Origin of the sequence: Mycobacterium kiyosense, from assembly GCA_021654635.1 — a bacterium.
GTDB classification, from domain to species: domain Bacteria; phylum Actinomycetota; class Actinomycetes; order Mycobacteriales; family Mycobacteriaceae; genus Mycobacterium; species Mycobacterium kiyosense.
Window position 1 is genome coordinate 1,432,093 of the sequence record AP025179.1, and the last position, 23,838, is coordinate 1,455,930.

The 23,838-nt window shown below is 65.4% G+C and carries 23 protein-coding genes, 1 tRNA gene and 1 pseudogene; 9 read left to right on the plus strand and 16 right to left on the minus strand.

From position 1 onward, the window contains the following. Positions 1-8 precede the first annotated feature (8 nt). Both L6444_RS06805 and mrx1 read right to left on the minus strand, forming a co-directional pair. Complete coding sequence (locus L6444_RS06805) at positions 9-644, minus strand: sensor domain-containing protein (protein ID WP_236981444.1); 636 nt, start codon at positions 642-644, stop codon at positions 9-11. Between the two features lie 68 nt (positions 645-712). Next, positions 713-967, minus strand: a complete 255-nt coding sequence (mrx1, locus tag L6444_RS06810) for a mycoredoxin Mrx1 (RefSeq protein ID WP_236981445.1) — start codon at positions 965-967, stop codon at positions 713-715. Positions 968-1,067: 100 nt separating this feature from the next. Between mrx1 and L6444_RS06815 the strand changes: the two genes are divergently transcribed. The 3 genes from L6444_RS06815 (at position 1,068) to L6444_RS06825 (ending at position 3,834) form a co-directional block, all read left to right on the plus strand. After that, the gene (locus L6444_RS06815; protein ID WP_236983878.1) at positions 1,068-3,170 is read left to right on the plus strand and encodes an ATP-dependent DNA helicase UvrD2; all 2,103 of its coding nucleotides are present in this window, start codon (positions 1,068-1,070) and stop codon (positions 3,168-3,170) included. Between the two features lie 112 nt (positions 3,171-3,282). Further along, positions 3,283-3,435, plus strand: a complete 153-nt coding sequence (locus L6444_RS06820; protein ID WP_236981446.1) for a hypothetical protein — start codon at positions 3,283-3,285, stop codon at positions 3,433-3,435. Between the two features lie 135 nt (positions 3,436-3,570). Then, positions 3,571-3,834, plus strand: a complete 264-nt coding sequence (locus tag L6444_RS06825; protein WP_236981447.1) for a WhiB family transcriptional regulator — start codon at positions 3,571-3,573, stop codon at positions 3,832-3,834. A gap of 8 nt (positions 3,835-3,842) precedes the next feature. Here the strand turns inward: L6444_RS06825 and L6444_RS06830 are convergent, their stop codons facing one another. Next, complete coding sequence (locus L6444_RS06830) at positions 3,843-5,186, minus strand: macrolide-binding ATPase MABP-1 (RefSeq protein ID WP_236981448.1); 1,344 nt, start codon at positions 5,184-5,186, stop codon at positions 3,843-3,845. 140 nt (positions 5,187-5,326) lie between these two features. Between L6444_RS06830 and L6444_RS06835 the strand changes: the two genes are divergently transcribed. After that, complete coding sequence (locus tag L6444_RS06835) at positions 5,327-5,500, plus strand: hypothetical protein (RefSeq protein ID WP_236981449.1); 174 nt, start codon at positions 5,327-5,329, stop codon at positions 5,498-5,500. Positions 5,501-5,513: 13 nt separating this feature from the next. Here the strand turns inward: L6444_RS06835 and L6444_RS06840 are convergent, their stop codons facing one another. Together L6444_RS06840 and L6444_RS06845 are read right to left on the minus strand one after the other, a co-directional pair. Beyond that, the gene (locus tag L6444_RS06840; RefSeq protein WP_236981450.1) at positions 5,514-6,338 is read right to left on the minus strand and encodes a cyclodehydratase; all 825 of its coding nucleotides are present in this window, start codon (positions 6,336-6,338) and stop codon (positions 5,514-5,516) included. Positions 6,339-6,375: 37 nt separating this feature from the next. Next, positions 6,376-7,767, minus strand: a complete 1,392-nt coding sequence (locus tag L6444_RS06845) for a zinc-dependent metalloprotease (protein WP_236981451.1) — start codon at positions 7,765-7,767, stop codon at positions 6,376-6,378. A 78-nt stretch (positions 7,768-7,845) separates the two neighbouring features. Here L6444_RS06845 and L6444_RS06850 point away from each other — a divergent pair, with 78 nt between their 5' ends. The 3 genes from L6444_RS06850 (at position 7,846) to L6444_RS06860 (ending at position 12,886) form a co-directional block, all read left to right on the plus strand. Next, positions 7,846-8,868, plus strand: a complete 1,023-nt coding sequence (locus L6444_RS06850; RefSeq protein WP_236981452.1) for a YlbL family protein — start codon at positions 7,846-7,848, stop codon at positions 8,866-8,868. A gap of 68 nt (positions 8,869-8,936) precedes the next feature. Beyond that, the gene (locus tag L6444_RS06855) at positions 8,937-11,924 is read left to right on the plus strand and encodes a UPF0182 family protein (RefSeq protein WP_236981453.1); all 2,988 of its coding nucleotides are present in this window, start codon (positions 8,937-8,939) and stop codon (positions 11,922-11,924) included. 152 nt (positions 11,925-12,076) lie between these two features. Further along, on the plus strand, positions 12,077-12,886 hold the full coding sequence (locus tag L6444_RS06860) for a crotonase/enoyl-CoA hydratase family protein (protein ID WP_236981454.1): 810 nt from the start codon (positions 12,077-12,079) through the stop codon (positions 12,884-12,886). Positions 12,887-12,923: 37 nt separating this feature from the next. On the opposite strand, the gene L6444_RS06865 is transcribed toward L6444_RS06860, so the two are convergent. Further along, entirely contained in the window at positions 12,924-14,129 is a 1,206-nt protein-coding gene (locus L6444_RS06865) for an RtcB family protein (protein ID WP_236981455.1), read from the minus strand. A 179-nt stretch (positions 14,130-14,308) separates the two neighbouring features. Between L6444_RS06865 and L6444_RS06870 the strand changes: the two genes are divergently transcribed. Both L6444_RS06870 and L6444_RS06875 read left to right on the plus strand, forming a co-directional pair. Continuing rightward, positions 14,309-14,385 (plus strand) — tRNA-Met (locus tag L6444_RS06870). A gap of 258 nt (positions 14,386-14,643) precedes the next feature. Continuing rightward, the gene (locus L6444_RS06875; RefSeq protein WP_236981456.1) at positions 14,644-15,675 is read left to right on the plus strand and encodes a DUF3644 domain-containing protein; all 1,032 of its coding nucleotides are present in this window, start codon (positions 14,644-14,646) and stop codon (positions 15,673-15,675) included. A gap of 158 nt (positions 15,676-15,833) precedes the next feature. On the opposite strand, the gene L6444_RS06880 is transcribed toward L6444_RS06875, so the two are convergent. From L6444_RS06880 to L6444_RS06925, 10 genes and pseudogenes are all read right to left on the minus strand, one after another. Continuing rightward, positions 15,834-16,259 (minus strand): MazG nucleotide pyrophosphohydrolase domain-containing protein, encoded by a 426-nt coding sequence (locus L6444_RS06880; protein WP_236981457.1) that lies wholly within the window; start codon positions 16,257-16,259, stop codon positions 15,834-15,836. A 204-nt stretch (positions 16,260-16,463) separates the two neighbouring features. After that, positions 16,464-17,081: a dTMP kinase gene (gene tmk / locus L6444_RS06885; RefSeq protein ID WP_236981458.1), complete on the minus strand. Its 618-nt coding sequence runs from the start codon at positions 17,079-17,081 to the stop codon at positions 16,464-16,466. After that, complete coding sequence (locus tag L6444_RS06890; RefSeq protein WP_236981459.1) at positions 17,078-18,562, minus strand: B12-binding domain-containing radical SAM protein; 1,485 nt, start codon at positions 18,560-18,562, stop codon at positions 17,078-17,080. The genes tmk and L6444_RS06890 overlap by 4 nt, the downstream gene beginning before the upstream one ends. Next, the gene (locus L6444_RS06895; protein WP_236981460.1) at positions 18,510-19,397 is read right to left on the minus strand and encodes a DNA glycosylase family protein; all 888 of its coding nucleotides are present in this window, start codon (positions 19,395-19,397) and stop codon (positions 18,510-18,512) included. The genes L6444_RS06890 and L6444_RS06895 overlap by 53 nt, the downstream gene beginning before the upstream one ends. A 595-nt stretch (positions 19,398-19,992) precedes the next feature. Next, positions 19,993-20,314 (minus strand): annotated as a pseudogene (locus L6444_RS06900) (helix-turn-helix domain-containing protein). Beyond that, on the minus strand, positions 20,295-20,645 hold the full coding sequence (locus L6444_RS06905) for a type II toxin-antitoxin system RelE/ParE family toxin (protein ID WP_236983879.1): 351 nt from the start codon (positions 20,643-20,645) through the stop codon (positions 20,295-20,297). Before L6444_RS06905 ends, L6444_RS06900 begins: the two are co-directional and overlap by 20 nt. Positions 20,646-20,709: 64 nt before the next feature. Then, on the minus strand, positions 20,710-21,825 hold the full coding sequence (locus tag L6444_RS06910; protein ID WP_236981461.1) for a tyrosine-type recombinase/integrase: 1,116 nt from the start codon (positions 21,823-21,825) through the stop codon (positions 20,710-20,712). A gap of 213 nt (positions 21,826-22,038) precedes the next feature. Continuing rightward, positions 22,039-22,245 (minus strand): helix-turn-helix domain-containing protein, encoded by a 207-nt coding sequence (locus L6444_RS06915; protein ID WP_236983880.1) that lies wholly within the window; start codon positions 22,243-22,245, stop codon positions 22,039-22,041. 465 nt (positions 22,246-22,710) lie between these two features. Next, complete coding sequence (locus tag L6444_RS06920) at positions 22,711-23,073, minus strand: helix-turn-helix domain-containing protein (protein WP_236981462.1); 363 nt, start codon at positions 23,071-23,073, stop codon at positions 22,711-22,713. 313 nt (positions 23,074-23,386) lie between these two features. Continuing rightward, the gene (locus tag L6444_RS06925; protein ID WP_236981463.1) at positions 23,387-23,758 is read right to left on the minus strand and encodes a hypothetical protein; all 372 of its coding nucleotides are present in this window, start codon (positions 23,756-23,758) and stop codon (positions 23,387-23,389) included. Between the last annotated feature and the right edge of the window lie 80 nt (positions 23,759-23,838).

Here is a 23,838-nt window from a genome sequence, read left to right on the forward strand (position 1 = left end):
CCCGCTGCTTACTTGATCCGATCGGTGATCTGATCCAGGATCGTCGAGGCGATCCGGTCCGCCGGTTCGATCCCCAGCACACCGACGGACATCAGCACCGCATTCTTCACGTGATACTGATGGCTCCAGCCGCTGTCGGTGATCCGCAGCGAGGTGGAGTCCGGCTTGTCCACCCGGAACGTGTATTTCGGATCGTGCAGCGCCACGCAGGCGTTCAGCGAGGTTTCCAGCTGATCGAGCGCGCTGCGTGCGGCGGCGGCATCGGAATAGATCGCCACCGCCTGATTGACCGAATCGATCAGTGCGATCCCGCCCGGCAACGTGTCGTCGGTCACGCCGCTGTAGCCCGCGCTGCGAAATTCGGTCCAGCCGGGGGCAAAGGTCATGTCGCTGGTCCCGGCAGCGCGGCAGGGACCGGGAGCGTTGAGGTCACCGACCGGTGGATGGCGAAGGTCCGCGTGCGCGTGCGGGGTGAGTTCCTCGTAGTTGGCGATCCGCCGCACCTCCTCGACGCTGACGATCAGCGCGTCGACCCGGCTGACCGGGGCAGGTGCGGCGGCGGTGTCGTGGTGCGAACATCCGCAGAGCCCGGCCAGCGCGCACCAGACGACGAAGACCGTCCGCCGGGTCAGCGCCGATGCCATGGAACTCATCGTAAGGGCGCCTAGACCGCGCACTCACACCAATTGCGGTGCCGTGTCGGCAGATCGGCTCAGCCGCCGACCTGCGCCAACTTCGCCTTGACCTCGCCGGCACTGGGATTGGTCAACGTCGATCCGTCGGCGAACTTCACCGTCGGGACGACATGGTTGCCGCCGTTGACCGACCCGACGAACTCTGCCGCCGCGGGATCGCGCTCGATGTCGATCTCGTGGTAGGGAATTCCCTGCGCTTTCAGCGCTGTCTTCAACCGAAAGCAGTAGCCACACCAGGTGGTCGAGTAAAGGGTGAGCGCGGCATTGGTCATGACTGGTAAACGTAACCGCCGCACCGCCCATTCCGGGCGCGGCCCCGCCGAAAGCCCCGACACGCCGGGTTTGTCGGCCGGCACTGACAAGATGGACGCCATGCCGGTGATGGCCGACTCCTTGATCGCGGACCTGGACGACGAGCAGCGCGAGGCCGTGCAGGCTGCGCGCGGCCCGGTCTGCGTGCTGGCGGGCGCGGGCACCGGCAAGACCCGCACCATCACCCACCGCATCGCGCAGCTGGTGGCCAACGGCCACGTCGCGGCCGGGCAGGTGCTGGCCGTGACGTTCACCCAGCGCGCCGCGGGGGAGATGCGCTCGCGGCTGCGCTCGCTGGACGCCGCCGCGCGGATCGGTGCCGGAGTGGGTTCGGTGCAGGCGCTGACCTTCCATGCCGCCGCGCACCGTCAGCTGCGCTACTTCTGGCCGCGGGTGGTCGGTAACACCCGATGGGAACTGCTCGACACCAAGTTCGCCATCGTCGCCCGGGCGGCCAGCCGGTCGCGGCTCAACGTCAGCACCGACGACGTCCGCGACCTGGCCGGGGAGATCGAATGGGCGAAGGCGTCGCTGATCACCCCGGAGGACTATGCGGGTGCGGTGGCCGAGGCGGGCCGCGACACACCGCTGGACGCCGAGAAGACAGCCGCCGTGTATGCCGCGTATGAGGCATTGAAGGTGCGCGACGAGGACGTCACGCTGCTTGATTTCGACGATCTGCTGCTGCACACCGCGGCAGCGATCGAGAACGACGCCGCGGTCGCCGGCGAGTTCCGGGACCGCTACCGCTGTTTCGTCGTCGACGAGTACCAGGACGTCACCCCGCTGCAGCAGCGGGTGTTGTCGGCCTGGCTGGGCGACCGCGACGACCTGACCGTGGTCGGTGACGCCAACCAGACCATCTATTCGTTCACCGGCGCCTCGCCCCGCTTCCTGCTGGACTTCTCACGGCGTTTCCCGGATGCCACCGTGGTGCGGCTAGAGCGCGACTATCGGTCGACGCCGCAGGTCGTGACGCTGGCGAACCAGGTGATCGCGGCGGCGCGGGGCCGGGTGGCGGGCAGCAGACTGCAGCTGATCGGTCAGCGCCCGCCCGGTCCGGTGCCCACCTTCCGGGAGCATCCCGACGAGGCCACCGAGGCTGCGGCGGTCGCCGCGTCGATTGCGCGGCTCATCGAATCCGGCACTGCGGCATCGGAAATCGCGATCCTGTACCGCGTCAACGCCCAGTCGGAGGTCTACGAGGAGGCGCTGACCGAAGCCGGTATCGCCTACCAGGTGCGCGGCGGTGAGGGGTTCTTCAACCGGCAGGAGATCAAGCAGGCGCTGCTGGCGCTGCACCGTGCTGCGGAGCGCGGCTCCGAACCGGAACCGGTCCGCGACGTCGTGCGCGCCGTCCTGGAACCGCTGGGCCTGACCGCGACCGAGCCGACCGGCACCCGGGCACGGGAGCGGTGGGAGGCGCTGACCGCCTTGGCCCAGTTGGTCGACGACGAGCTCGCCCAGCGTCCGGATCTGCAGCTGCCCGGCCTGGTCGCCGAGTTACGCACCCGCGCCGACGCCCGCCACCCGCCGGTGGTGCAGGGTGTCACCCTGGCCTCGTTGCATGCGGCCAAGGGCCTGGAATGGGACGCGGTGTTCCTCGTGGGTCTGGCCGACGGCACCCTGCCCATCTCGCACGCGCTCGCGCATGGCCCCGACAGCGAGCCCGTCGAGGAAGAGCGCCGGCTGCTCTACGTCGGAATCACCAGGGCGCGTGTGCATTTGGCGCTCAGCTGGGCATTGGCGCGGGCTCAGGGCGGTCGGCAGAGCCGCAAGCCGTCGCGGTTCCTCAACGGCATCGCGCCCCAGACACGCGCCGATCCGACGCCGGCCAAGTCGCGGCGCAGCCGCACTCCGTTGCGCTGCCGGATCTGCAATGAGGAGCTGAGCACGCCGGCCGCGATCATGCTGCGCCGGTGCACGACGTGCGCGGGCGACGTCGACGAGGATCTGCTGCTCAAGCTCAAGGCGTGGCGGCTGGAGATGGCCAAGGAACAGAAGGTGCCGCCCTACATCGTATTCAGCGACAACACGCTGGTCGCGATCGCCGAGATGCTGCCCGGCGACGAGGCGGCGCTGATCGCCATCCCGGGCATCGGCGCCGCCAAGCTCGCGCAGTACGGACCCGACGTGCTGGAGTTGATCCGCGGGTCCCGCTGAACGATCAAACGCCCAGGTCAGAAAATCGGTTGGCAGCGTGGGCCGCGACGCATTACCCTCGATTGCTGGTTCACCGAGACGTTCAGCGAGACATGAGAGGAGGGTGGCCACGATGATCGACAACCTCGTATCCGGCGCGGGCGCGGCTACCCGCATGCCCATTTGGGGCACCGCCCATGCCGCCGCGCCGGCGGCCGCGGCCAAGCGCCGTGTCGCCGCCGCGACTGAAGCGTCCGTGGATCGGGGCTATCGCACAACGAGCTGAGCAGCCCAGTTTCGCCGAATGGCCACGGACTCGAAGTCACCAGGATCCGTGGCCATAGTTTTTGGGAAGACAACTTCCCGACCTGGTCCGGATCGCCGCAAACAGCCTCACCGACCAGGAAAAGGTGCACAAGCCATGTCGATTACGCCAGTCCCTAGACAGACGCGGCCGGTCCTGCCCTGCCACGCCAATGATCCCGACCTGTGGTTCGCCGAAACCCCGGCCGACCTGGAACGCGCCAAGACGCTGTGCACCGACTGCCCGGTCCGGCGGCAGTGTCTGACCGCGGCGCTCGATCGGGCCGAACCGTGGGGGGTGTGGGGCGGCGAGATCTTCGAGCGCGGCTCGATCGTCAGCCGCAAGCGTCCCCGCGGCCGTCCGCGCAAGGAGGCCGCCTGAAAGCAGGCTCAGATTGCGGCGGTGTCCGGCTCGGCGAAGCCGGGAATCAGCTCCTCCGAAAGGGCCTTGATGGGAACGGTCGCATCCAGCTGGCACAGGATCGCCGCCACCGACGCGATCACCCGCATCGGGATGGCCAGCTTCGGCGGCAGGTCCATCTGGCGAGCGGTCTTGATCTGCGCCACCGAACGGTCGAACTGGCTGACCGTCATCCGCTGCAACCACTTGCGCGTGTAGTGGAACTCCTCGACCTGGATGGGTTCGACGTACTGGCGCAGCATCTCGTCGATCTCGCGGACCGACACCTGCTGGCCCTGCTGGATGAACCCGACCTTCTCCATGGTCGGCAACAGCAGGTCGTAGTTCTTGTCCCGGGCCAGCCGGATCGTCATTCCGAGTTCGATCGGATAACCCCCGGGTAGCGGCGCCACCGCGCCGAAGTCGATGACGCCTAGGCGGCCGTCGGGCAGCAGCATGAAATTGCCCGGGTGGGCGTCACCGTGCAGCATCTCCAAGCGGCGCGGTCCGTCGAAGGTGAACTCGAGCAGCAGCGTGCCGATCCGGTCGCGTTCTTCCTGAGTGCCATGCCGGATGATCTCGGCCATGTGCTTGCCGTCGATCCACTCCTGGATCACCACCTTCGGCGCGCTGGCCACCACGTGCGGGACCGCGAACCGCGGGTGGCCCTCGTATGCCTTGGCGAACGCCCGCTGGTTGTTGGCCTCCAGCCGGTAGTCCAACTCCATCTCGGTGCGCTCGAACAGCTCGTCCACCACGCCCTGCACGTCGGCGCCCGGCGCCAGCTGCTTGAACACGCTCACCATGCGCTGCATGGTCTTCAGGTCGGCGCGCAGCGCTTCGTCGGCGCCCGGGTACTGAATCTTGACGGCGACTTCGCGGCCGTCCGACCACACTGCCTTGTGCACCTGGCCGATGCTGGCCGAGGCCACCGGGGTGTCGTTGAACTCGCTGAACCGGTCGCGCCACTTGGTGCCCAGTTGGGCGTCGAGCACCCGGTGCACCTTGGCGGCGGGCAGCGGCGGGGCGTCCTTCTGCAGCTTGGTCAACGCCTCGCGGTAGGGCTCGCCGAACTGCTCGGGAATCGCGGCTTCCATCACCGACAGCGCCTGGCCCACTTTCATCGCGCCGCCCTTGAGCTCACCCAGGACGGTGAACAGCTGGTTGGCCGCTTTCTCCATCAACTCGGCGTTGACTTCGTCCTTCGACTTGCCGGTCAGCCGCTTGCCGAAGCCAAGAGCCGCCCGGCCGGCCATGCCGACGGGCAAGCTGGCGAGCTTTGCATTGCGGGCCGCGCGACCCCGCTTGATTTCTGACACGTAACCATCATCCATGACGGCCAGCGCAAAGGTTGCATTGATTCCCGCATCGTCTGCATTGGTTCATCCGCGGTTGCCTCGCGATATGTAGTCTCTTCGGGTCGCAATCGTGCGACGGATCCAAGCCACGCCCGCCGAAGGGGACCGCGACCACCATGGCAGCACGCCAGACTCAGCACGACGCCGCCGACGCCTTGTTCCGGGCGATCATCGAAACCCTGGACAAGCACCGCAACGAGCGCACCCTCACCGAGGACGTGCTGGACACCCTCGGCCGTGCCTACGCGTCGATCTCGACCAGCGTGCCCGAACAGGGCCGGCTGGGCTGAGCCTGCGGCGCGGTCAGCACGCGCACAGGGGATGCCGTGTCCACTGCCGTGCCACGATCGCGCTGGCGTTCAGGTCGAATTCCAGCGTGGCATTGAGCGACGACGGGGCAGCGGCCTGCCGGCCGCGGACCGCGGCGATCACCTGATTGACCTGGCTGAGTGCCAGCGCCGCCGTCGCCAGCAGGGTGGCGCGGTCGGCCACGCCAACGGTGTCGCGCAACTGTGCGGCGATGGCCGGCCACGCTGCGTCGCGGTCGCGGCGGTGTAGGTCGCCGCAGCTCAGGCAGCTGGTCACGCCGGGAATGACGAGTGGCCCCACCAGCCCGGTGCCGTCGCGCACCCGGACCGGCAGGTGCGGGACGCCGGAACTGTGCAGGTCGCGCACGATGCGCGGGTCGGCGACCAGGTAGTCGGCCAGCACCACCAGATCCACGGTGGCGGTGGACACCGCCGCGTGCGGTTGACTGCTGTGGCCGGTCCGCACTCCCGAACTGCGCAGTGCCGAGACCAGCAGATCCGACAGCGGCCCTCGCCCGTGCACGCGGATCGAGGCCGTGCGACCCGTGCTGGTGGCGGGTTCGCGCCTCGCCACGCCGTGGTTGACGAGTTGCTGCAGCAACTCGGTCAGGTCCTCGCCGTTGGCCTGCCGATGCAAGTCGATCAGCGGCACCGGTGAGCGCATGGACCGCAGCACCGCGGCCAAACCACCAGGGGTCAGCCCGCTCGGCGGCCGGACCAGCACTGCCCGGCGGGGATCCCAGCCGACCTGCACCGCCCCGTCGGGCCGCAGCAGCACCGGCATCGCGGGGTCCAGGCAATACAAAGCGGGCCGCGCCATGACGTGTCACGGTGCCACGATCGGTGCGCTGGCGTCCTCAGTTATCCACAGCGCCGGGATCGTCGTTGCCGCGGTTCTCGCGGCCCAGTTCGGCTTCCAGGTCGGACAGCGCGGCGTCGATCCCGCTGGTGTCGCCGCCGACCACCCCGTCGATGAACGCCGAAGGGTCATCGAGGTCCTCGGCGCTGGGCAGCAGGTCTGGGTGTTGCCAGACGGCGTCTCGCGCGTCCATCCCGACGGCCTGCTCCAGCCGCGTCCACAGGGCCGCGGCCTCGCGCAGCTTGCGGGGCCGCAGTTCCAGGCCGACGAGGGTGGCGAAGGTTTGTTCGGCGGGACCGCCGCTGGCCCGACGCCGGCGCAGCGTCTCGCTGAGCGCCGCCTCGCCGGGTAGCCGCTCGCCCAATGCCGCGGTGACCACGGTCTGCACCCAGCCTTCGATCAGCGCGAGCAGGGTCTCCAGCCGCTCCAGCGCCTGAGTCTGGGCCGGGGTGGCCTTGGGTTCGAACACACCCTGGCTGAGCAGTTGTTCCATGGCGGCGGGGTCGGCCAGCGAGGCCGGGTTGAAATCGCGGGCCAGCTCCTCGATGCCGGACATGTCGATCTGCATGCCCGCCGCGTATGCCTCGACGGCCCCCAGCAGCTGGCTGGGCAGCCAGGGAACGTGGCTGAACAACCGGTGGTGGGCGGCCTCGCGGGCGGCCAGAAACGTCATGATCTCGCTACGGGGCTGTTCGAGCCCGGACGCGAAGGCCTCTACGGCGTCCGGCAGGATCGCGGCCACGCCTTTGGGGCCCAGCGGCAGTCCGATGTCGGTCGAGGTCAGTACCTCCTTGGACAGCCGGCCCAGGGCCTGGCCCAGCTGCGACCCGAACGCGATGCCACCCATCTGCGACATCATCTGCATCAGCGGCCCGGCCATGCCCTTGGCTTCCTCGGGCAGCGCGGAGACCCACACCGACGAGATCTGCTGGGCCATCGGATCGCACAGCCGTTTCCAGGTGCCGATGGTGTTGTCCACCCAGTCGGTAGGACTCCAGCCGATCGCCCGGGTGGTGCCGGCCGGTAGTGCGGTGGCGCCGTTCAGCCAGGTCTCGGCCAGATGCACCGCGTCGGAGATCGCCGAGTTGGTGCCGGCCGGGATGGGTGCGACGAAGCCGATCGAGCTGGACGCGACCTGACGGGCCAGGTCGTAGTTGACCGGGCCGGCGCCCGCGCCCGATGCCCCCGACGCCATGGCGCTGCCGACACCGCCGAACATCTCACCCAGGCGGGTGAACAACTGGCCGAGGTTGGCCATGTCGAACTCGCCGCCGAATCCGAAAGGGTTGGCGCCGGACTCGGGATCGTTCTCGCGCCGCTTGTCGCGATCGGGGTCGTCTCCCGAGGAGAAGCCGAAGGGCAGGTCAGCCATAACGTCAACGGTACTCATCGCGGAACGGGAAAGCGCGAGGTGTGGTCACGCTCGTAGCTGAACGGGGTGTGACCCGCGCCGGTTAGTGTGTTCGGCGTGAACAGGCGGATTCTGACCTTGGTGGTCGCGCTCGTCCCGATCGTGGTGTTCGGCGTTCTGCTGGCCGTGGCCAAGGTGCCGTTTGTGTCCTTGGGTCCGGGCCCCACCTTCGACACCCTCGGAGAGGTCGACGGCAGCCAGGTGGTCCACATCGAGGGCACCCAGACGCATCCGACGACGGGTCACCTGAACATGACGACGGTGTCCCAGCGCGACGACCTGACCTTGGGTGAGGCTCTGGGACTGTGGATTTCGGGTCAGGAGCAGCTGGTGCCGCGCGATCTGATCTACCCGCCGGGCAAGTCGCGCGACGAGGTCGACAAGGCCAACGACGCCGACTTCAAGAATTCCGAGGACAGCGCCGAGTACGCCGCGCTGGGCTACCTGAAGTTCCCCGAGGCGGTGACGGTCGCGACGGTCAGCGAGGGCGGCCCGTCGTCGGGGAAGCTCAAGCCGGGCGACGCGATCGACGCGGTCAACCGGACGCCGGTGGCCAACGTCGAGCAGTTCACCGGGATGTTGAAGAACACCAAACCCGGTCAGGTCGTGACCATCGACTACCGCCGCAAGAACGAGCCGCCGGGCGTCGCGGAGATCACGCTGGGCACCAATAAGGATCGTGACTACGGGTTCCTGGGTGTCGCGGTGCTGGACGCGCCGTGGGCGCCGTTCACCGTGCAGTTCAACCTGGCCAACATCGGCGGCCCGTCGGCCGGACTCATGTTCAGCCTTGCCGTCGTCGACAAACTCACCACCGGCGACCTGGCCGGTTCCACCTTCGTCGCGGGCACCGGCACCATCAGCGTCGACGGCAAAGTGGGCCCCATCGGCGGCATCACCCACAAGATGGCCGCGGCCCGCGCCGCTGGGGCGACCGTGTTCCTGGTGCCGGCCAAGAACTGCTACGAAGCGGTCTCCGACATCCCGTCCGGGCTCAAGCTGGTCAAGGTGGAGACGCTCAGTTCGGCGGTGGACGCGCTGCACGCGATGACGTCGGGGGCGGCCACCCCGAGTTGCTGACTCCGACCGCGGGTGGCGTGATGCGTACAGTTGTGACCGTCGGGGAAACAGAGCAGGGAGCGTAGCCAGTGGGAATGCGGCCCGCCGCAAGGATGCCGAAGCTGACTCGGCGTAGCCGGATTCTGATCCTGATCGCACTGGGTGTGATCGTGCTGTTGCTGGCCGGCCCGCGGCTGATCGATGCCTACGTCGACTGGTTGTGGTTCGGCGAACTCGGCTACCGCTCGGTGTTCACCACCGTGCTGGTCACCCGCATCGTCGTTTTCCTGGTGACCGGTCTGCTGGTGGGCGGCATCGTGTTTGCCGGGCTGGCGATTGCCTACCGAACCCGCCCGGTGTTCGTCCCGAGCAACGAAAACGACCCGGTGGCGCGGTACCGGGCCCTGGTCATGAGCCGGCTGCGGTTGGTGGGCATCGGGATTCCCGCTTCCGTCGGGTTGCTGGCCGGTGTCGTAGCGCAGAGCTACTGGGCGCGGGTCCAGCTGTTCCTGCACGGTGGCGACTTCGGGATCACCGACCCGCAGTTCGGCAAGGACCTCGGGTTCTACGCGTTCGAGTTGCCGTTCTACCGGCTGGTGCTCAGCTATCTGTTCGTCGCGGTGTTCCTGGCGTTCCTGGCGAACCTGGTGTCGCACTACCTGTTCGGCGGCATCCGGCTGTCCGGGCGGGCCGGGGCGCTGAGCCGCTCGGCGCGGATCCAGCTGATCACCCTGGTTGGCGTGCTGGTGTTACTCAAGGCCGTCGCGTACTGGCTGGACCGCTACGAGCTGCTGTCGCACACCCGCGGCGGCAAGCCGTTCACCGGGGCCGGCTACACCGACATCAACGCCGTGCTGCCGGCCAAGCTGATCCTGATGGCGATCGCGCTGATCTGCGCTGCCGCGGTGTTCTCCGCGATCACGCTGCGCGACTTGCGGATTCCGGCCATCGGGCTGGTGTTGCTGCTGCTGTCGTCGATGATCGTGGGTGCGGGCTGGCCGATGATCGTCGAGCAGATCAGCGTCAAACCCAATGCGGCGCAGAAGGAGAGCGAATACATCAGCCGCAGTATCGCGGCGACCCGGCAGGCCTACGGGCTGACGCCGGACGTGGTGACCTACCGCAACTACACCGCCGGCGACAGCCAGGCGACCGCACAGCAGGTCGCCGCCGACCGCGCCACCACCTCCAACATCCGGTTGCTGGACCCGACCATCGTCAGTCCGGCGTTCACTCAGTTCCAGCAGGGCAAGAACTTCTACTACTTCCCCGAGCAGTTATCCATCGACCGGTATCTGGACCGCACCGGCGCGCTGCGCGACTACGTGGTGGCCGCCCGCGAACTCAACCCGGAACGGCTGATCGACAACCAGCGCGACTGGATCAACCGGCACACCGTCTACACCCACGGCAACGGGTTCATAGCCTCGCCTGCCAACACCGTGCGCGGCATCGCCAACGACCCGAACCAGAACGGCGGCTACCCGCAGTTCCTGGCCAACGTGGTCGGCGCCAACGGCAGCATCGTGTCCGACGGTCCGGCGCAGCTGGATCAGCCGCGGATCTACTTCGGGCCGGTGATCGCCAACGCCAGCGCAGACTACGCGATCGTCGGCAAGACCGGCGCCGACCGCGAGTACGACTACGAGACCAGCACCGAGACCAAGAACTACACCTACACCGGCAGCGGCGGCGTCTCGGTCGGTAGCTGGATCGCGCGCAGCGTGTTCGCCGCGAAGTTCGCCGAGCGAAACTTCTTGTTCTCCAATGTGATCGGCTCCAACAGCAAGATCCTGTTCAACCGTGACCCGGCGCAGCGGGTGGAGGCGGTGGCGCCGTGGTTGACCACCGACAGCTCGGTGTACCCGGCCATCGTGAACAAGCGGCTGGTGTGGATCATCGACGGCTACACCACGCTGGACAATTACCCGTACTCCGAGCTGACGTCTTTGTCGTCGGCGACGGCGGACTCCACCGAGGTGGCCTTCAACCGACTGGCGCCCGACAAGAAGGTCTCCTACATCCGCAACTCGGTGAAGGCCACCGTCGACGCCTACGACGGCACCGTGACGCTCTACCAGCAGGACGAGAACGACCCGGTGCTCAAGGCCTGGATGCGGGTGTTCCCCGGCACCGTCAAACCCAAGAGCGACATCACACCGGAGTTGGCCGACCACCTGCGCTACCCGGAGGACCTGTTCAAGGTGCAGCGGATGCTGCTGGCGAAGTACCACGTCAACGACCCGGTGACGTTCTTCTCCACGTCGGACTTCTGGGATGTGCCGCTGGACCCCAACCCCACCGCCAGCAGTTACCAGCCGCCGTACTACATCGTCGCGAAAAACATTGCCAAGAACGACAATTCGGCTTCCTATCAGCTGACCAGTGCGATGAACAGGTTCAAGCGCGATTACCTGGCCGCTTATATCAGCGCCAGCTCGGACCGCGACACCTACGGCAAGATCACGGTGTTGACCATCCCCGGTCAGGTCAACGGGCCCAAACTGGCCAACAATGCGATCACCACCGATCCGGCGGTGTCCCAGGATCTCGGTGTGATCGGCCGGGACAATCAGAACCGGATCAAGTGGGGCAATCTGCTCACCCTGCCGGTGGGCCAGGGCGGCTTGCTGTATGTCGAGCCGGTCTACGCCTCGCCGGGGGCCAGTGACGCGGCGTCGTCGTATCCGCGGCTGATCCGGGTGGCGATGATGTACAACGACAAGATCGGTTACGGGCCGACGGTCGGCGATGCGCTGACGGGACTGTTCGGTCCGGGTGCGGGTGCGACCGCGACCGGTATCCAGCCGACCGAGGCCGGTGCGCCGGTCAGCCCGCCGGCCAATACGCCGCCCGGACCGGCTGCCGGGCCGGGGCCGCCACCGCCGACGGCTGCGGTGCCTCCGCCACCGGACGCCTCCGCGGCCTTGTCCCCAGCGAAAGCCGCTGCGCTGCAAGAGATTCAGGCCGCGATCGGCGCTGCCAGGGATGCGCAGAAGAAGGGCGACTTCGCGGGGTACGGGTCGGCGCTGCAGCGTCTTGACGAGGCCATCACGAAGTTCAACAACACCAAATAGCCGCTGGACCTGGCGGTCTCTCGTGAGCGTCCTCATATGTACGGTCTCAGCCCGGATTTGGCGTCATTTTGGGGCCGCTCGTCGCGGTGCCAACTCGCCCCGTCGCCATACACTCGGCGCGACATGCAACAGCTGATCCAAGGAAGGCGACCATGCCAGATCCCGCGGTCCTCGTCGAACGTGACGGCCACGTACTGACGCTCACCCTCAACCGGCCCGAGAAGCGCAACGCGTTCAACCCGGAGATGCTGTGCCGCCTCGCCGACGCGTGGGATCTGCTGGACAGCGATCCCGAACTGCGCGTGGCGATCATGACGGGGGCCGGTGGCCACTTCTCCGCGGGAGCAGACCTCGACCGCTTGGTCGGAGCGCTGATATCCGGGCAGCCGGCCGAGAACGAGTACGAAGAGCGTGTCCGCCAAGACTTTTCGGTGATCTACAAAGGGCTCCTGAAGAACCACTACGTCAAGAAGCCGATCGTGGCTGCCGTCGAGGGTTACTGCTACGCCGGCGGCATGGAGATTCTGCAGGCCTTCGATATCCGCGTGGCCGCCGAGGACGCGCAACTGGCCGTGAGCGAGGTGCAGCGCGGCCTGTTTCCGATGAGCGCGTCGACCGTGCGGCTGCCGCGCCAGATTCCGTATACGGTCGCCATGGACATGCTGATAGTCGGAGACCCGATCTCCGGGCGACGTGCTTACGAGGTCGGCCTGGTAGGGCATGTGACACCGCGCGGGGGAGCGCTGCAGCGGGCCCGCGAGCTGGCCGACCGGCTGGCCGCCAACGGCCCGCTGGCCGTGCGCAACATCAAAGCCTCGGTGGTGGAGAACCTGGCCAAGCCCGAAGTGGAGGCGTTCACCCGGGAGCTGGAACTCGGCATGGAGGTGATGGGCTCTCGGGACGCCAAGGAGGGGCCGCGGGCGTTCCTGGAGAAGCGTCCGCCGAACTTCACCGGCGCCTAGCGTTCCCATCGGCTCGGACCGGCCGCGATGATCGGTCTTACTGGCCCTTGACGCTCATCACCTGCCGCAGCGAAGTCACCACCTCGACCAGCGGCTCGGCGTCGGCCATGACTTGGTCAATGTCCTTGTACGCCTGCGGAATTTCATCGATCCACTCCTTTCCGTGGCGGTACTCGATCCCCGTCATGGCGTCGGCCAGGTCCTGCTCGGTGAACAATTTCTTGGCCTTCGTCCGGCTGAACCGCCGACCTGCCCCGTGCGGGGCCGACCACAGCCCATCGGCGTTTCCCTTGCCGCACACGATGTATGAGCGGGTGCCCATCGAGCCGGGGATGATGCCCAGCTTGCCTTCGCTGGCGTCGATCGCGCCCTTGCGGGTGAGCCAGACGGCTTCGCCGTCGATAGTCGCTCTCGCGGTGTAGTTGTGGTGGGTGTTGATGCGCTCGGTTTCCACCAGCTGCGGTTGGACCGCCATCCATGAGGCAAAGGCGTCGATGAATCGATCCATCATCTCGGCGCGGTTGAGGTAGGCGAAACGTTGTGCCCACTCCAAATCCTGGATGTAGCGGTCGAATTCGGCCGTACCCTCCCGCAGGTAGGCGAGGTCGCGGTGCGGCAACGTGATCGACGGATCGGCTGAGCAGTTGTCCAGGGCGATCTTGATGTGACGCTGCGCAATCTTGTTGCCGACCCCGCGTGAGCCGCTGTGTAGAAAGAGCCAGACGGTGTCGTCGGCGTCCAGGCACAGTTCGATGAAGTGGTTGCCGCCGCCCAGAGATCCCAACTGCTGCATCCACTTTGGGCTGTGCGACAGGTCCACGTCGAGAGTCTTCTGCAACTCGAGCAGTTCCCGGTGCTTGGCGGCGGTGAACGGGAAACGTTGCAGGCTCGTGTTGTAATTGCCCGGCGACAACGGTATCGCGTCCTCTACCGACTGACGCAACTTCGCAAGTTGGGGGCGGTAGTCGCCGTCGAACCTTTGCACCAGGTCTGTTTCGGTGCAGCGGGTCTTGGCGGCGACCATGCCGCAGCCGATATCGACCCCGACCGCCGCGGGGATGACCGCGCCCTTGCTGGGGATGACGGTGCCGACAGCCGAGCCCTTGCCGAGGTGCGCGTCGGGCATCAATGCGACGTGCGGGTGCACGAACGGCATCGATGCGGTGACTTGGGCCTGCTGCACAGTGTCGGGGGCGATCTCGGAGGCGAAGTTGAGCAGCTTGTGCCCGAGGCGTTCGGGCATGACGGTCTCCTGGTTGGGGGTTCTGATGTGCTGGCCTGATGGGCGCTGTTCCTGCCTGACGGCCGGTCGAAGGTTATCCGTCCGCCTGAGTTGGCCGCAACGGATTTACCGGCTGCTTGGCCCGGTGAGCACGCGATTTGGAGACGCCTGCCCGTGTTGGGTAACCTTTCGTTTACCAACGCGGGGTGGAGCAGCTCGGTAGCTCGCTGGGCTCATAACCCAGAGGTCGCAGGTTCGAATCCTGTCCCCGCTACCAGCGGAAATGGCCCTCAGGCGCAAGCCTGGGGGCCATTTTCTATGGCATTGGGAACACTTTTGGGAATATTCGCAAAGCTAACAAGTTTCGAGAACAGGTTGGGAATGCTTCGGTGCAGCGCAACGACGCCTGCCAGGCGGTGGTGTTTTGGCGTGGCCGGGTTCTCATCCGTCGTCAACAATCAGGGCGAACTTTTTCGTACCGCGAGCGGGCGAGATGGTCGTCTTTCGTCGCGGGTCGAAATGACATACTGCGCTGATGCCAAGGAAGCCGCGATGGTGGTATGTCCTCCAAGACTCGAAGAACGAGGTGAGGCTCGCGGTTGATCTGTACAACAGGTCAGGTATGGAACGGCAGCTCGAAGCATTCATCGTTCACATGTCGATGGGTTGGCTCAAGCTGCTGCAGGCGCACTTCGAGAGGAGTGGCTTGGACATTTTCATCCGCGATGAGCGAGGTTGGCGGATCAGGCACCCTGATGGCGGATACAAGCACCGGGGGCTGCACGATCTAGCCAGGGAGCAATTCGCCGAAATTGATCCCCGAAAAGCTAATCTGAGATTCTTCACTGGACTTCGCAACATCATTGAGCACCGCTATGAGCGAGACATCGCTGCGTTGGTCGCCGGCAAGACTCAGGCGTATCTCCTCAATTACGAGGGAACGGTCATCGAGCTGTTCGGGGACGATGAAGGCCTCGCGGATGAGCTGCGGTTCCCTCTGTTTTTGTCGTCGATCACCGGGGACGCTGTCGACTCCCTCAAGAAGGTGCGTGCCCGCATTCCCAAGGGAGTGCTCGAGTGGGTTCAGGACTTCGACACTTCCGTTGAACCAGACATTGCGGCCGACCAGCGGTTCGAGTTCAAGGTGTACCTGATTCCGCATAAGGGTGCGAAAACCGACGCAGACGCTGCGATGACGTTCGTTCATGAAGATGAACTCACCGACGACCAGAAGGGCGTGATGGACCAAGTGAGGACCATCATTCGTGACCGCACAGTGCCGATCGGCGGTGTCGATGAATTCCTGCCAGGGGCAGTCGTTCAGCAGGTCAACGCGCAGATCGACCGCGACTTTACGATGCACATGCACACCCAAGCCTGGAAGTACTTCAACGTCCGCCCAGCAACCGGGGCAGCGGACAAATTCAAGACCAAGACTCAGTTCTGTTACTGGAACAAACTAGTGGGCAAGTACGTGTACACCCCAGCTTGGGTCGCCTACCTCGCAAGGAAGCTTTCTGACGACGAGATTTATGAGACAGTCGCGGCGGTAAACTTGGGCGACTGACCAAACCATCTCAAGCGCCCGGCTGGCCGCCTCGTAGCTCAGCGCTGGCTATCGCCATGCTTGGTTGGCACCCAAGAATCAATCGTGTTGTCTGCCAACGAGACTGTGCGCGCCACGGGCAGCCTGCAGGAGCGCTTCGCGGATGCCATGGTGCACGGTCAGCCGCTGGAGCGAGTGGTGAGGGTGGCCATACGGTGCTCGACGGTATCCATCTTATTCTGCAGCGCGTCGCTGAGGTCGACGCCCAGCACTTGGGAGAGCACCGCGACGCACATCACGACGTCGGCGAGTTCGCCTGCCAGCGTCTCTGTGTTGAACGCCTTCGCTTTGTCGGTGCGCTGCATGCGTAGGTGTCCGAGGATCTCGGCGTGCAGTTCGCCGACCTCCTCGCTGAGTTTGACCGCCTGGGAGAGCAGGAAGCCCTCGCTGTGTCGGCTGACGCCGGTGATCTGGGCGATGACGCCGATCTGCCGGTGGGCCCAACGGGTGAGGTGGCGGACGCTCAGCGCGGTGCGCTGGCGTCGTCGTTCGGCGAGTTCGGGCACGTCGAGGCCGAGCAATTGTGGTTGTTCTGGTGCAACCATGCCTGCCTTCCGCGCCGGATCGGCTCACCGTACGGCACCGCGCTTGTTAGTCGCATTGTGCAGAACTGAGCGGATTCTGTGGATAACAGGGATTCACGGGGTGGCGGCCTGTTGATCACTGGCGAAGCGCACGTGGTCAGAGCTCTGCGACAACGCCCGGGGCCTGGGGACTACCGTCTAGCAAAGAACAATGTTGTAATTTGATCAAAGCTGCAGTGTTTGGCTCGTCTCGGTGATGAGATCGGCGATCATAACGGCGACCTGCGGTGCGGCGGTCGCCTCTGTGTCCACGGTGTGCATGTTCCAACCTTGGCTTGTCAGGTCGGCAGCTACCTGCGCGTAGGCGCGGTGTTCGGCGTCGGATTGTGCGCGATGTTCCTCGAAACGGCCGTGGGAGCCGCGGCCGACGATGCGCGACCACGCGGTATCGGCGCTGGCCTCGAGAACCACGGCCAGGTCGGGGCGAGGAGCAGGCGAGTTGAGGGCCGTGATGTAGGAGGCGGGTACGCCATCGAGTGATTGCAGCACCAGCGAAGACGCTACATAGCGGTCGCAGATGACGATCGTGCCGGCCTCCAGGGCGGGCGAGATCACCCTGGCGACATGGTCTAGGCGGTCGGCGGCCACCAAGCATGCCAGCGCAGGACCGTTGATCGATCCGAATTGCTCACGCACAAATCGGCCGGTGGCCGAATCCGACGGTTCGTGGGTGTAGAGCGCGGGCAGCGCCCGGGTGTGCAGCTCCTCGACGACCAGTTGGGCAGTGGTGGTCTTACCGGCTCCGCCGAGGCCATCGATTGTGACAAACAGTCCGGGTGTCATCGGTCGGCGGCTGCAGGTTGCGCAGCTTTGTGCTGGGCACGGCGGTGCTGCTCGGCGACCACCGCCGACAGTGCGGCGCGGATGTCGGCGCGTGGTGCGGCGGCGAGGTCGCGGCCGATAGCGAAGTTGAATTCGTCACGGTCATACATCGACTCGTTGATGCCGCCTTCGGTGAGGTCCACCGGGCGGTAGTCAAGCAGCTCGTCTTCGGAGTAGGCACCGGTCGCCACCAGCCGCGCCCAGTCCGGCGTGCCAGGGTAGGGGCGGTATTCGAACGCAGAGGCGCGAAAGTCGGCATCGTGGTGGTCGCTGAGTGCCCAGAGCTGCTCGATGAGCGTGCGTGTTGCGGAAATCTCGGCGGAGGTTTCGGTAGGAAACCCGAAGATGAAATACCCCTTAACGGAAATGTGGTGGGCCAGAAGACGGGTGACGACGCGTCGGGTCATATCGGGATCGATGCGTTTGTCGATTAGGTTCAGCACCCGGGGGCTGGCCGATTCGATTCCGACGGCCACTTCGCGCAATCCCTGCCGGTGCAGTGCTTCGATCTCTTCGTCAGTGAGCCGGTCGACGACGTTGATGCGGCCGGTGGCATCCCAGGTGGCCCAGTCGCCGACGCCCTGCTCGGTGAATCCGGACACCATCTCGGCGATGACGCGCCTTGCCCCGAGAAACAGGTCGTCTACGAAGCGGAACGCGGTGACACCGGAGTCACGCAGCTGTTGCATTTCGGCGATGATGTTGTGCGGTGAGCGCACCCGGATGGTGACGTCGGGATTGGCGGAGACGGCCGCGCCGCAAAAGGAGCAGTTGTAGGGACAGCCGCGGGCGCCGACCATGCTGGCGCGCAACCGCTGGCCGGTGTCCACTGGATCGTTGGCCAGCAGTGTGCGGTCGACGAACGGCAGTGCGTCGAGGTCGGGTGCCAGCCAGCGTGCACGGTCAGGGCCGCGAGCGTTGCCGGTCGCGATGTCGCCGCGGTCGTCTTGCCACATGACCGCGGGCAGGCGCTGCCGGGCGGTCAGATCACCGAGCAGTTCCGTAACCCGTAGTTCGCCCTCGCCGATCACCAGTGCCCGGCAGTTGCCCATCCGAGGATCGCGCAATACTCGGTGGGGGAGGGCGCGCGCGTGATGCCCGCCCACTAGCAGGTGGCTGTGCGGGTTGATCAGCTCGGCCAGCTTCGCGCTCATCTCGTACGTGGGAGCCAGAAGGTTCAAGCCGACCCACCGTGGGCTGTGGCTGTTGATCAGTTGCGCGGCAGCCTGCAGCGGCAAACCGTGCGCTTCAGCGTCCAGGACGCCGGCGGCGAAGCCTTGCGCGCGTGCATAGGTGGCGATGTAGGCCATCCCCAGCACGGGCAGGGTGAAGTCGTTGGTTCGTGGCCGCTGCTCGTAATCGCGCAGTGGCGCGTTGACAAAGATGACGTCAGCGGGCTGCCCCGGTGCGAGTCCGAGCACCGGGTGCGGCTCGCCGCCCATGTAGTGCTCCAAACGCCAGCGTTGACACCGTCCAGGCGGACAGGTCTGCTTGAGCCATATTCTTCCATGCCTGGGCAAACGCTGCGTCGGTCGCTGGCCACGAGGTGTCGGCGTCCATGGCTGCCGCCCATGTGCGCACCGCGAGGTCGCCGTAGGGGTAGAGCGCAAAGTCGTTGGAGTAGTCGGCAACGGTGGCCCGTGCTGTCCACTCGCCGACGCGTCGCACCGCGGTCAGCGCCTCGACCAGATCTGAATGAGGAAGTGTCGCCCAGTGTTGACCGTGGGCCAGGTAGGCCTGCGCAGCAGCACGCAGAACGTCGCGTTTGAAGTTCAAGCCGAGTTCGGTCAGATCGGTGTCAGTCAGGGCTAGCACGGTGTGGGCGTCGGGAAACGCGGCGGTCGCGCCGTGTTTGGTGTCGAAGTGGGGTCCGAATGCGGCGCACATCGCGGTGTAGAGCCGCCGGGCGTGGGCGGCGCGAATGACCTGACGGATGATTGACGTAGCCAATGCATCCCACAGGTCAGTGTTGCGCCATCGCGCCACCACCTTCATTGCGCGGAGCCGGTGTCCCATTGTTGTTGCACCACCCAATTGGGTGCAGTCGAACAGCGTCCATTCGGGCGGCGTGCCCGCCCCTTGCAGCGCCTCGTAACACACCCGGGTCTGCCCATTCTGGGCTGGTTCGCAGGTGATCAGCCATACGCTATCGGCATCGCGGATGCAGCGTATGCGAATATCGCCATGTGTTTGCCATGAGGGATGGTCTGTCATAACATTGTCCGCTGTGACGGTCCGCGTCGGCTGCGCCTTGCGTGTTGAATTAGCTTGAACCACAACAGAATAATACCTTGATTTGGTGAACAGAGTCAATGCCGAGCAGATGTTTCTGGAGTGAATTCGCCGTTTGCCAGGTGGGTTTCGGCGGCATTTGGAGTGCACGTGATGTCTAATGCTTCGGAGCTACGCTGGCGTACGAAAGCGTCTGTCGGACAGCACTTGTCGGCGCCAATACGCCGGCTCTCTGTGCGCGCGGCCCGACGGATGCGACTGCGCACGCTCAGACGACGGATGTCTCATCGAATGATGAACCGACGGAACGAAACACGCAGTACCTGGCTGCTGACGCACGCGCGATACGCCCGAAGTTTGGCTCGATAATCGTCGGGCGGCCCAGGGCTAGATAGTCTGTCCCCGACAAGCTCGCGCGCCGTCTGCTTTGATTCTCGCGGTCCCGAGCGGAGACCTATCGTGGACCGCGCTTAGCTCAGAAAAATACAAGTCTCTGGGATGAAGTCCCCATGCCAAAGTACGGGACGCCGTTCATCGCGGCAGGTCACGGCCGAGTTGAATGACAGGGGAATCGAGAACTTACAGTTCGGGCCCTCGTCTCCAAGTCGAATGCCGGTACACCGAAAAGAGGGCGAGTTCGTCAAGTGGTTAGCTCCACGATCCTCTCGCCAAACTCTGCGACGACCCTTAGACTCCCGGCCGAGCGCAGCCACGTACGACTGCAGCGTGCCCAACTCGGTATGGGACAGGTCGCCGCCCTCCAGCCTGGACACCCAGGCCTGCGACACACCCATGAGCGCGGCGACGTCGGCCTGACGGGCGTGATGAGCCTTGCGGATGTCGGCGAGGCGCTGCGCCTGGACGGCGTCGTACATCTCTTTGCGTGCGGCATCCGCGCGTGCGGGGTCAACGTGCCCCGACGCAACCGCCTCAGCGCGGATTTCACGCCAGTGTCGTGCCATCGTCGTCACTTCCTGCCAGCCAGTTCTCGTAGCGCTGCTCAGCTTTCGGAATGTTCTTGTCGTACCAGCTCTTCCAGTTGCCCGCCTTGTCGCCGCCGAGCAACAGGATTGCCTGCCGCTCTGGGTCGAAGATGAACAGAATCCGGATGCTGGTGCCGACCGGCCGCAGCTCCTTCATGCTGTGAAACTTCGATGCCTTGACTCTGTCCACCGTTGGACGACCCAAGCTTGGTCCTTCGAGCTTAAGCAGGTCGATGGCGCCGGTAACGGCGGCCGTCGTGTAGCTATCGAGCGTGAAGTACCAGGCTTCGACCTCCTCAAGGAGGATTATCTCCCAGTACTCCGACACTAATATAACCTCAGAGTTATATGCAACATTCCCAAGCGAAGTGGGCTCACGCCGGGCCGTCCCCGGCATCCCAAGCGTCGCCGAGCAAGAACTCTGCTGCTTGCTCTGCTGCCTCTTGGTCGTCGTTGCCCAGCACATGCGCGTAGGTCTCCAGGAAGAACCCGACGTTGGCGTGGCCGATGCGCTCGCTGATTACCTTCGGGCTGATCCCCGCTCGCAGCGCGCCAGTGGCGTAAGAGTGGCGCAGATCGTGAAACGTGATGCGCGACAGGCCTGCTGCGGCCGCCAGGCGGTCGAAGCGTTGACGAATAGTGTCGGGGTGTGGTGGCCGGCCGTCCTGATAGGTGAAGAGGTAGTCGCCCGAATGGTAGGCGTCGCCGAAGAATTCGCGCTCGCTGTCTTGCAGTTCGCGCCAACGGCGAAGCGCCGCCACGGTGGTGCGGTCGATGGAAATGGTTTGATCGGCGTTGCGGGTCTTGCCGCCGGCCTTATCGACTGCCCGGCCGCCGACTACCACGCGATTGTCGTGGACGGTGACGACGCCGGCATCCAGGTCGACGTCCGGCCACTTCAAGCCACACACCTGGCCGCGACGAATGTCGGTCGTGAGTTCCAGCAGGAACAGCGTGGCGAAGCGGTCGTCGCGGATCGACTTCAGGAATGTGCGGATCTCCTCAGCGCTCCACACTGTCCGGCGAGTGCGGGGTCGACGCGGTGGTTTCACGTTGCTCGCCGGGTTGTCGGTGAGGTACTTCCAGGCCACCGCGTCAACGAGGGCACGATGCAGGAAGGCGTGAACGTTGCGGACGGTCTTGGGTGCCAATCCCGGCGAAACCGGTTTGGGCACAATGCCTACCCGGTAGCATCGTACTGCGGTGCGGGCCGCATGGATCGTTGTGCCGCAGGCCTCCGACAGTTGCCGTGGTGTGGGTGGGGAACCGCAGGCATTGCGCTCGGACCAATAGGCGTACATCACAGTGTCGTTGTCTCGCTTGACGCGACCTTCGGTGAGCAGTTTGGCGTATAGCTTCAGGAGTAGCGGCTCGTCAAGGCTCTGCAGGCGCTCGGCACCGATGTGGGGGGGATAACGTATGTGCGGGCATAATCGCTCCAGCTGCGCCAGGTCGTGGCGTCGAGCGCAGGTTTGACGGCTGCGAGCCATTCGGTGAGGAACTGCGCGACCGTGCGGGTCGAGGGTTTGACAACTCGGCCGCGGTCAGCGTCGCGCATGGCGTCTCGGCACGCTTTCCACGCTTCGCGCTCGGTGTCGAAGCCCCCCCCTTGGTGATCCACGGATATCTGCCCGTGGCGGGGTCCCGCTCGGACAAGCGGAACTTGTAGTACCACGCTGAACCCCGCTGGTGGACAGTGCCTTTCACGATGCCACCAGTTTGCGCAAGTCGGCCGTGACGACGTAAATTCGGCCACCAAGTCGACGGACGGGCAACTCGTCAGAGGCCACGAGTCGATAGGCTGCGGCTCGGCTGATTCCCAACAGCTGCGCTGCGTGGGGGACCGCAAGCAGCAGCGGCAGATCGTTGAACACGTTGCTTTTCCAAGATAATTCACCACCTTTCCACATTTTTGCCAGAAGTTTGCACGGACGTAGGGCCCCTGTGGATTTGAGGGCTGCATTGTGGACAAAACCGCGCAGCTTCTGTTCCGTCGGCCGCAGTGACCGTGATGGTGCGAAAATGCGCGTCCTCGCACTCACCGCACCACGGCACCGTCGTCACGGGTGGGTCTGCGCCGTGCCAGGCCTCGGTGAGGCGCCGTCCGATGACGCGGATGGGCTCACGTGCGCCCTGGGGATGTCGAATCAGATGCTCGGTGAGGTCTTCGACTGGCCAGCCGCGCGCCAGGGCGGACTCGATGGCCGGCAAGAGCGTATTGGCGGCGCGACTGCTCAGCTTCCACGAATCGATCACGGTCGCCAAGACCAGTGCCGCACTGCCGCTTGGTTCGGATGGTGATTCGGTTAATGGTTTCAAGGGGTCCCGGTTTGGGACCCCCCGTGGGGTCTCGCGATGACACCGTCCCAGTCTCGTTATGGGACGGCCCCCGTGTCAGTACGGGACTGGGGGGTCCCGAATTGGGACCGGGGGGGTCCCGGATCGGTACTGCGTGAATGATGCGGTGCTCGAGGGTGATTGAGGTAGTAGCGCGTGGAGCGACGCGCCCCGGAGTCGTGGAATTGCGGGCGCCGCGTCATGAACTCGCGCGCCTCTAGATAGCTGAGCGCCCGCAAGACGGTGCTTCTGCCGGCGCCGGATTCAGCCATGAGCGTGCGGATCGAGGGATAACATGAGAAGTTCTCGTCTGCCTTGTTTGCCAGCAGGACAAGGATGAATTTCGCGACCGGATGTGCGATGTCTGAGTCTTTCGCCCAGGCGAGCGCTTCCCAGCTCATTCCGAAGCGCCGACGGGGTACCGCTCACAGATAGCCGTTCCGGCGGGCTGCGCCGAGCGGCGATCCGTGTCGCGTCGTTTCATGCTTAAACGGTAAGTCCGCCCACCGACGCTGCGCGACGGTCGGTCGAAACTTTCTCGGTCAATTTCGCTGCAGCACACCCGATTCCCGTTGCCTCCTGGAACGCAATGAAACGTCGTGAAACGCTCGGTTCGGCAACGGCAATGCGCTAACCACGGCACGACCGGCGTGGCTCGACGGTCAGTAGGGATCACCCGACGCGGGTTATGGAATTTGGGTCATAGAGCCGGCGCTAGCCGTCGATGAGTCGCGCTCGTTCGAGCGAGGAGAGCAAACGCTGGGCCGCTCGCAGTGTCGCAGCGTGCATCGTGGTGTTCAGTCCTCCTGAGTCCGCTTCGGCCGCCAACGCTTCGAGCACTGCGCGGCACGCCCGAGGTGAATTCAGCACGATCTGAACCGCCTCGGCGCGGCTCGACTTGATTTGGGTTGTCTCGACGCGGACACGTTCCCCGATGCGCTCGACGGGCTTCTCGACCACCTCGACCCGCACCGCTACCGCGCCGTTGGCTGCTGCGCGCCGTTCCTCGTATGCCGCTCGCCGGCACTGCTGGGAACACCAGGTCGGTGGGCGTCCAGGCTTGGGTGGCCAGGCGCTCGTTGGCATCGCTGCGGCGCATCGCGGGCACTGTTTTAGTCGCACGATGGTAATGGTAAGTGCACCTCAAAAAATTAGATACGGACGAA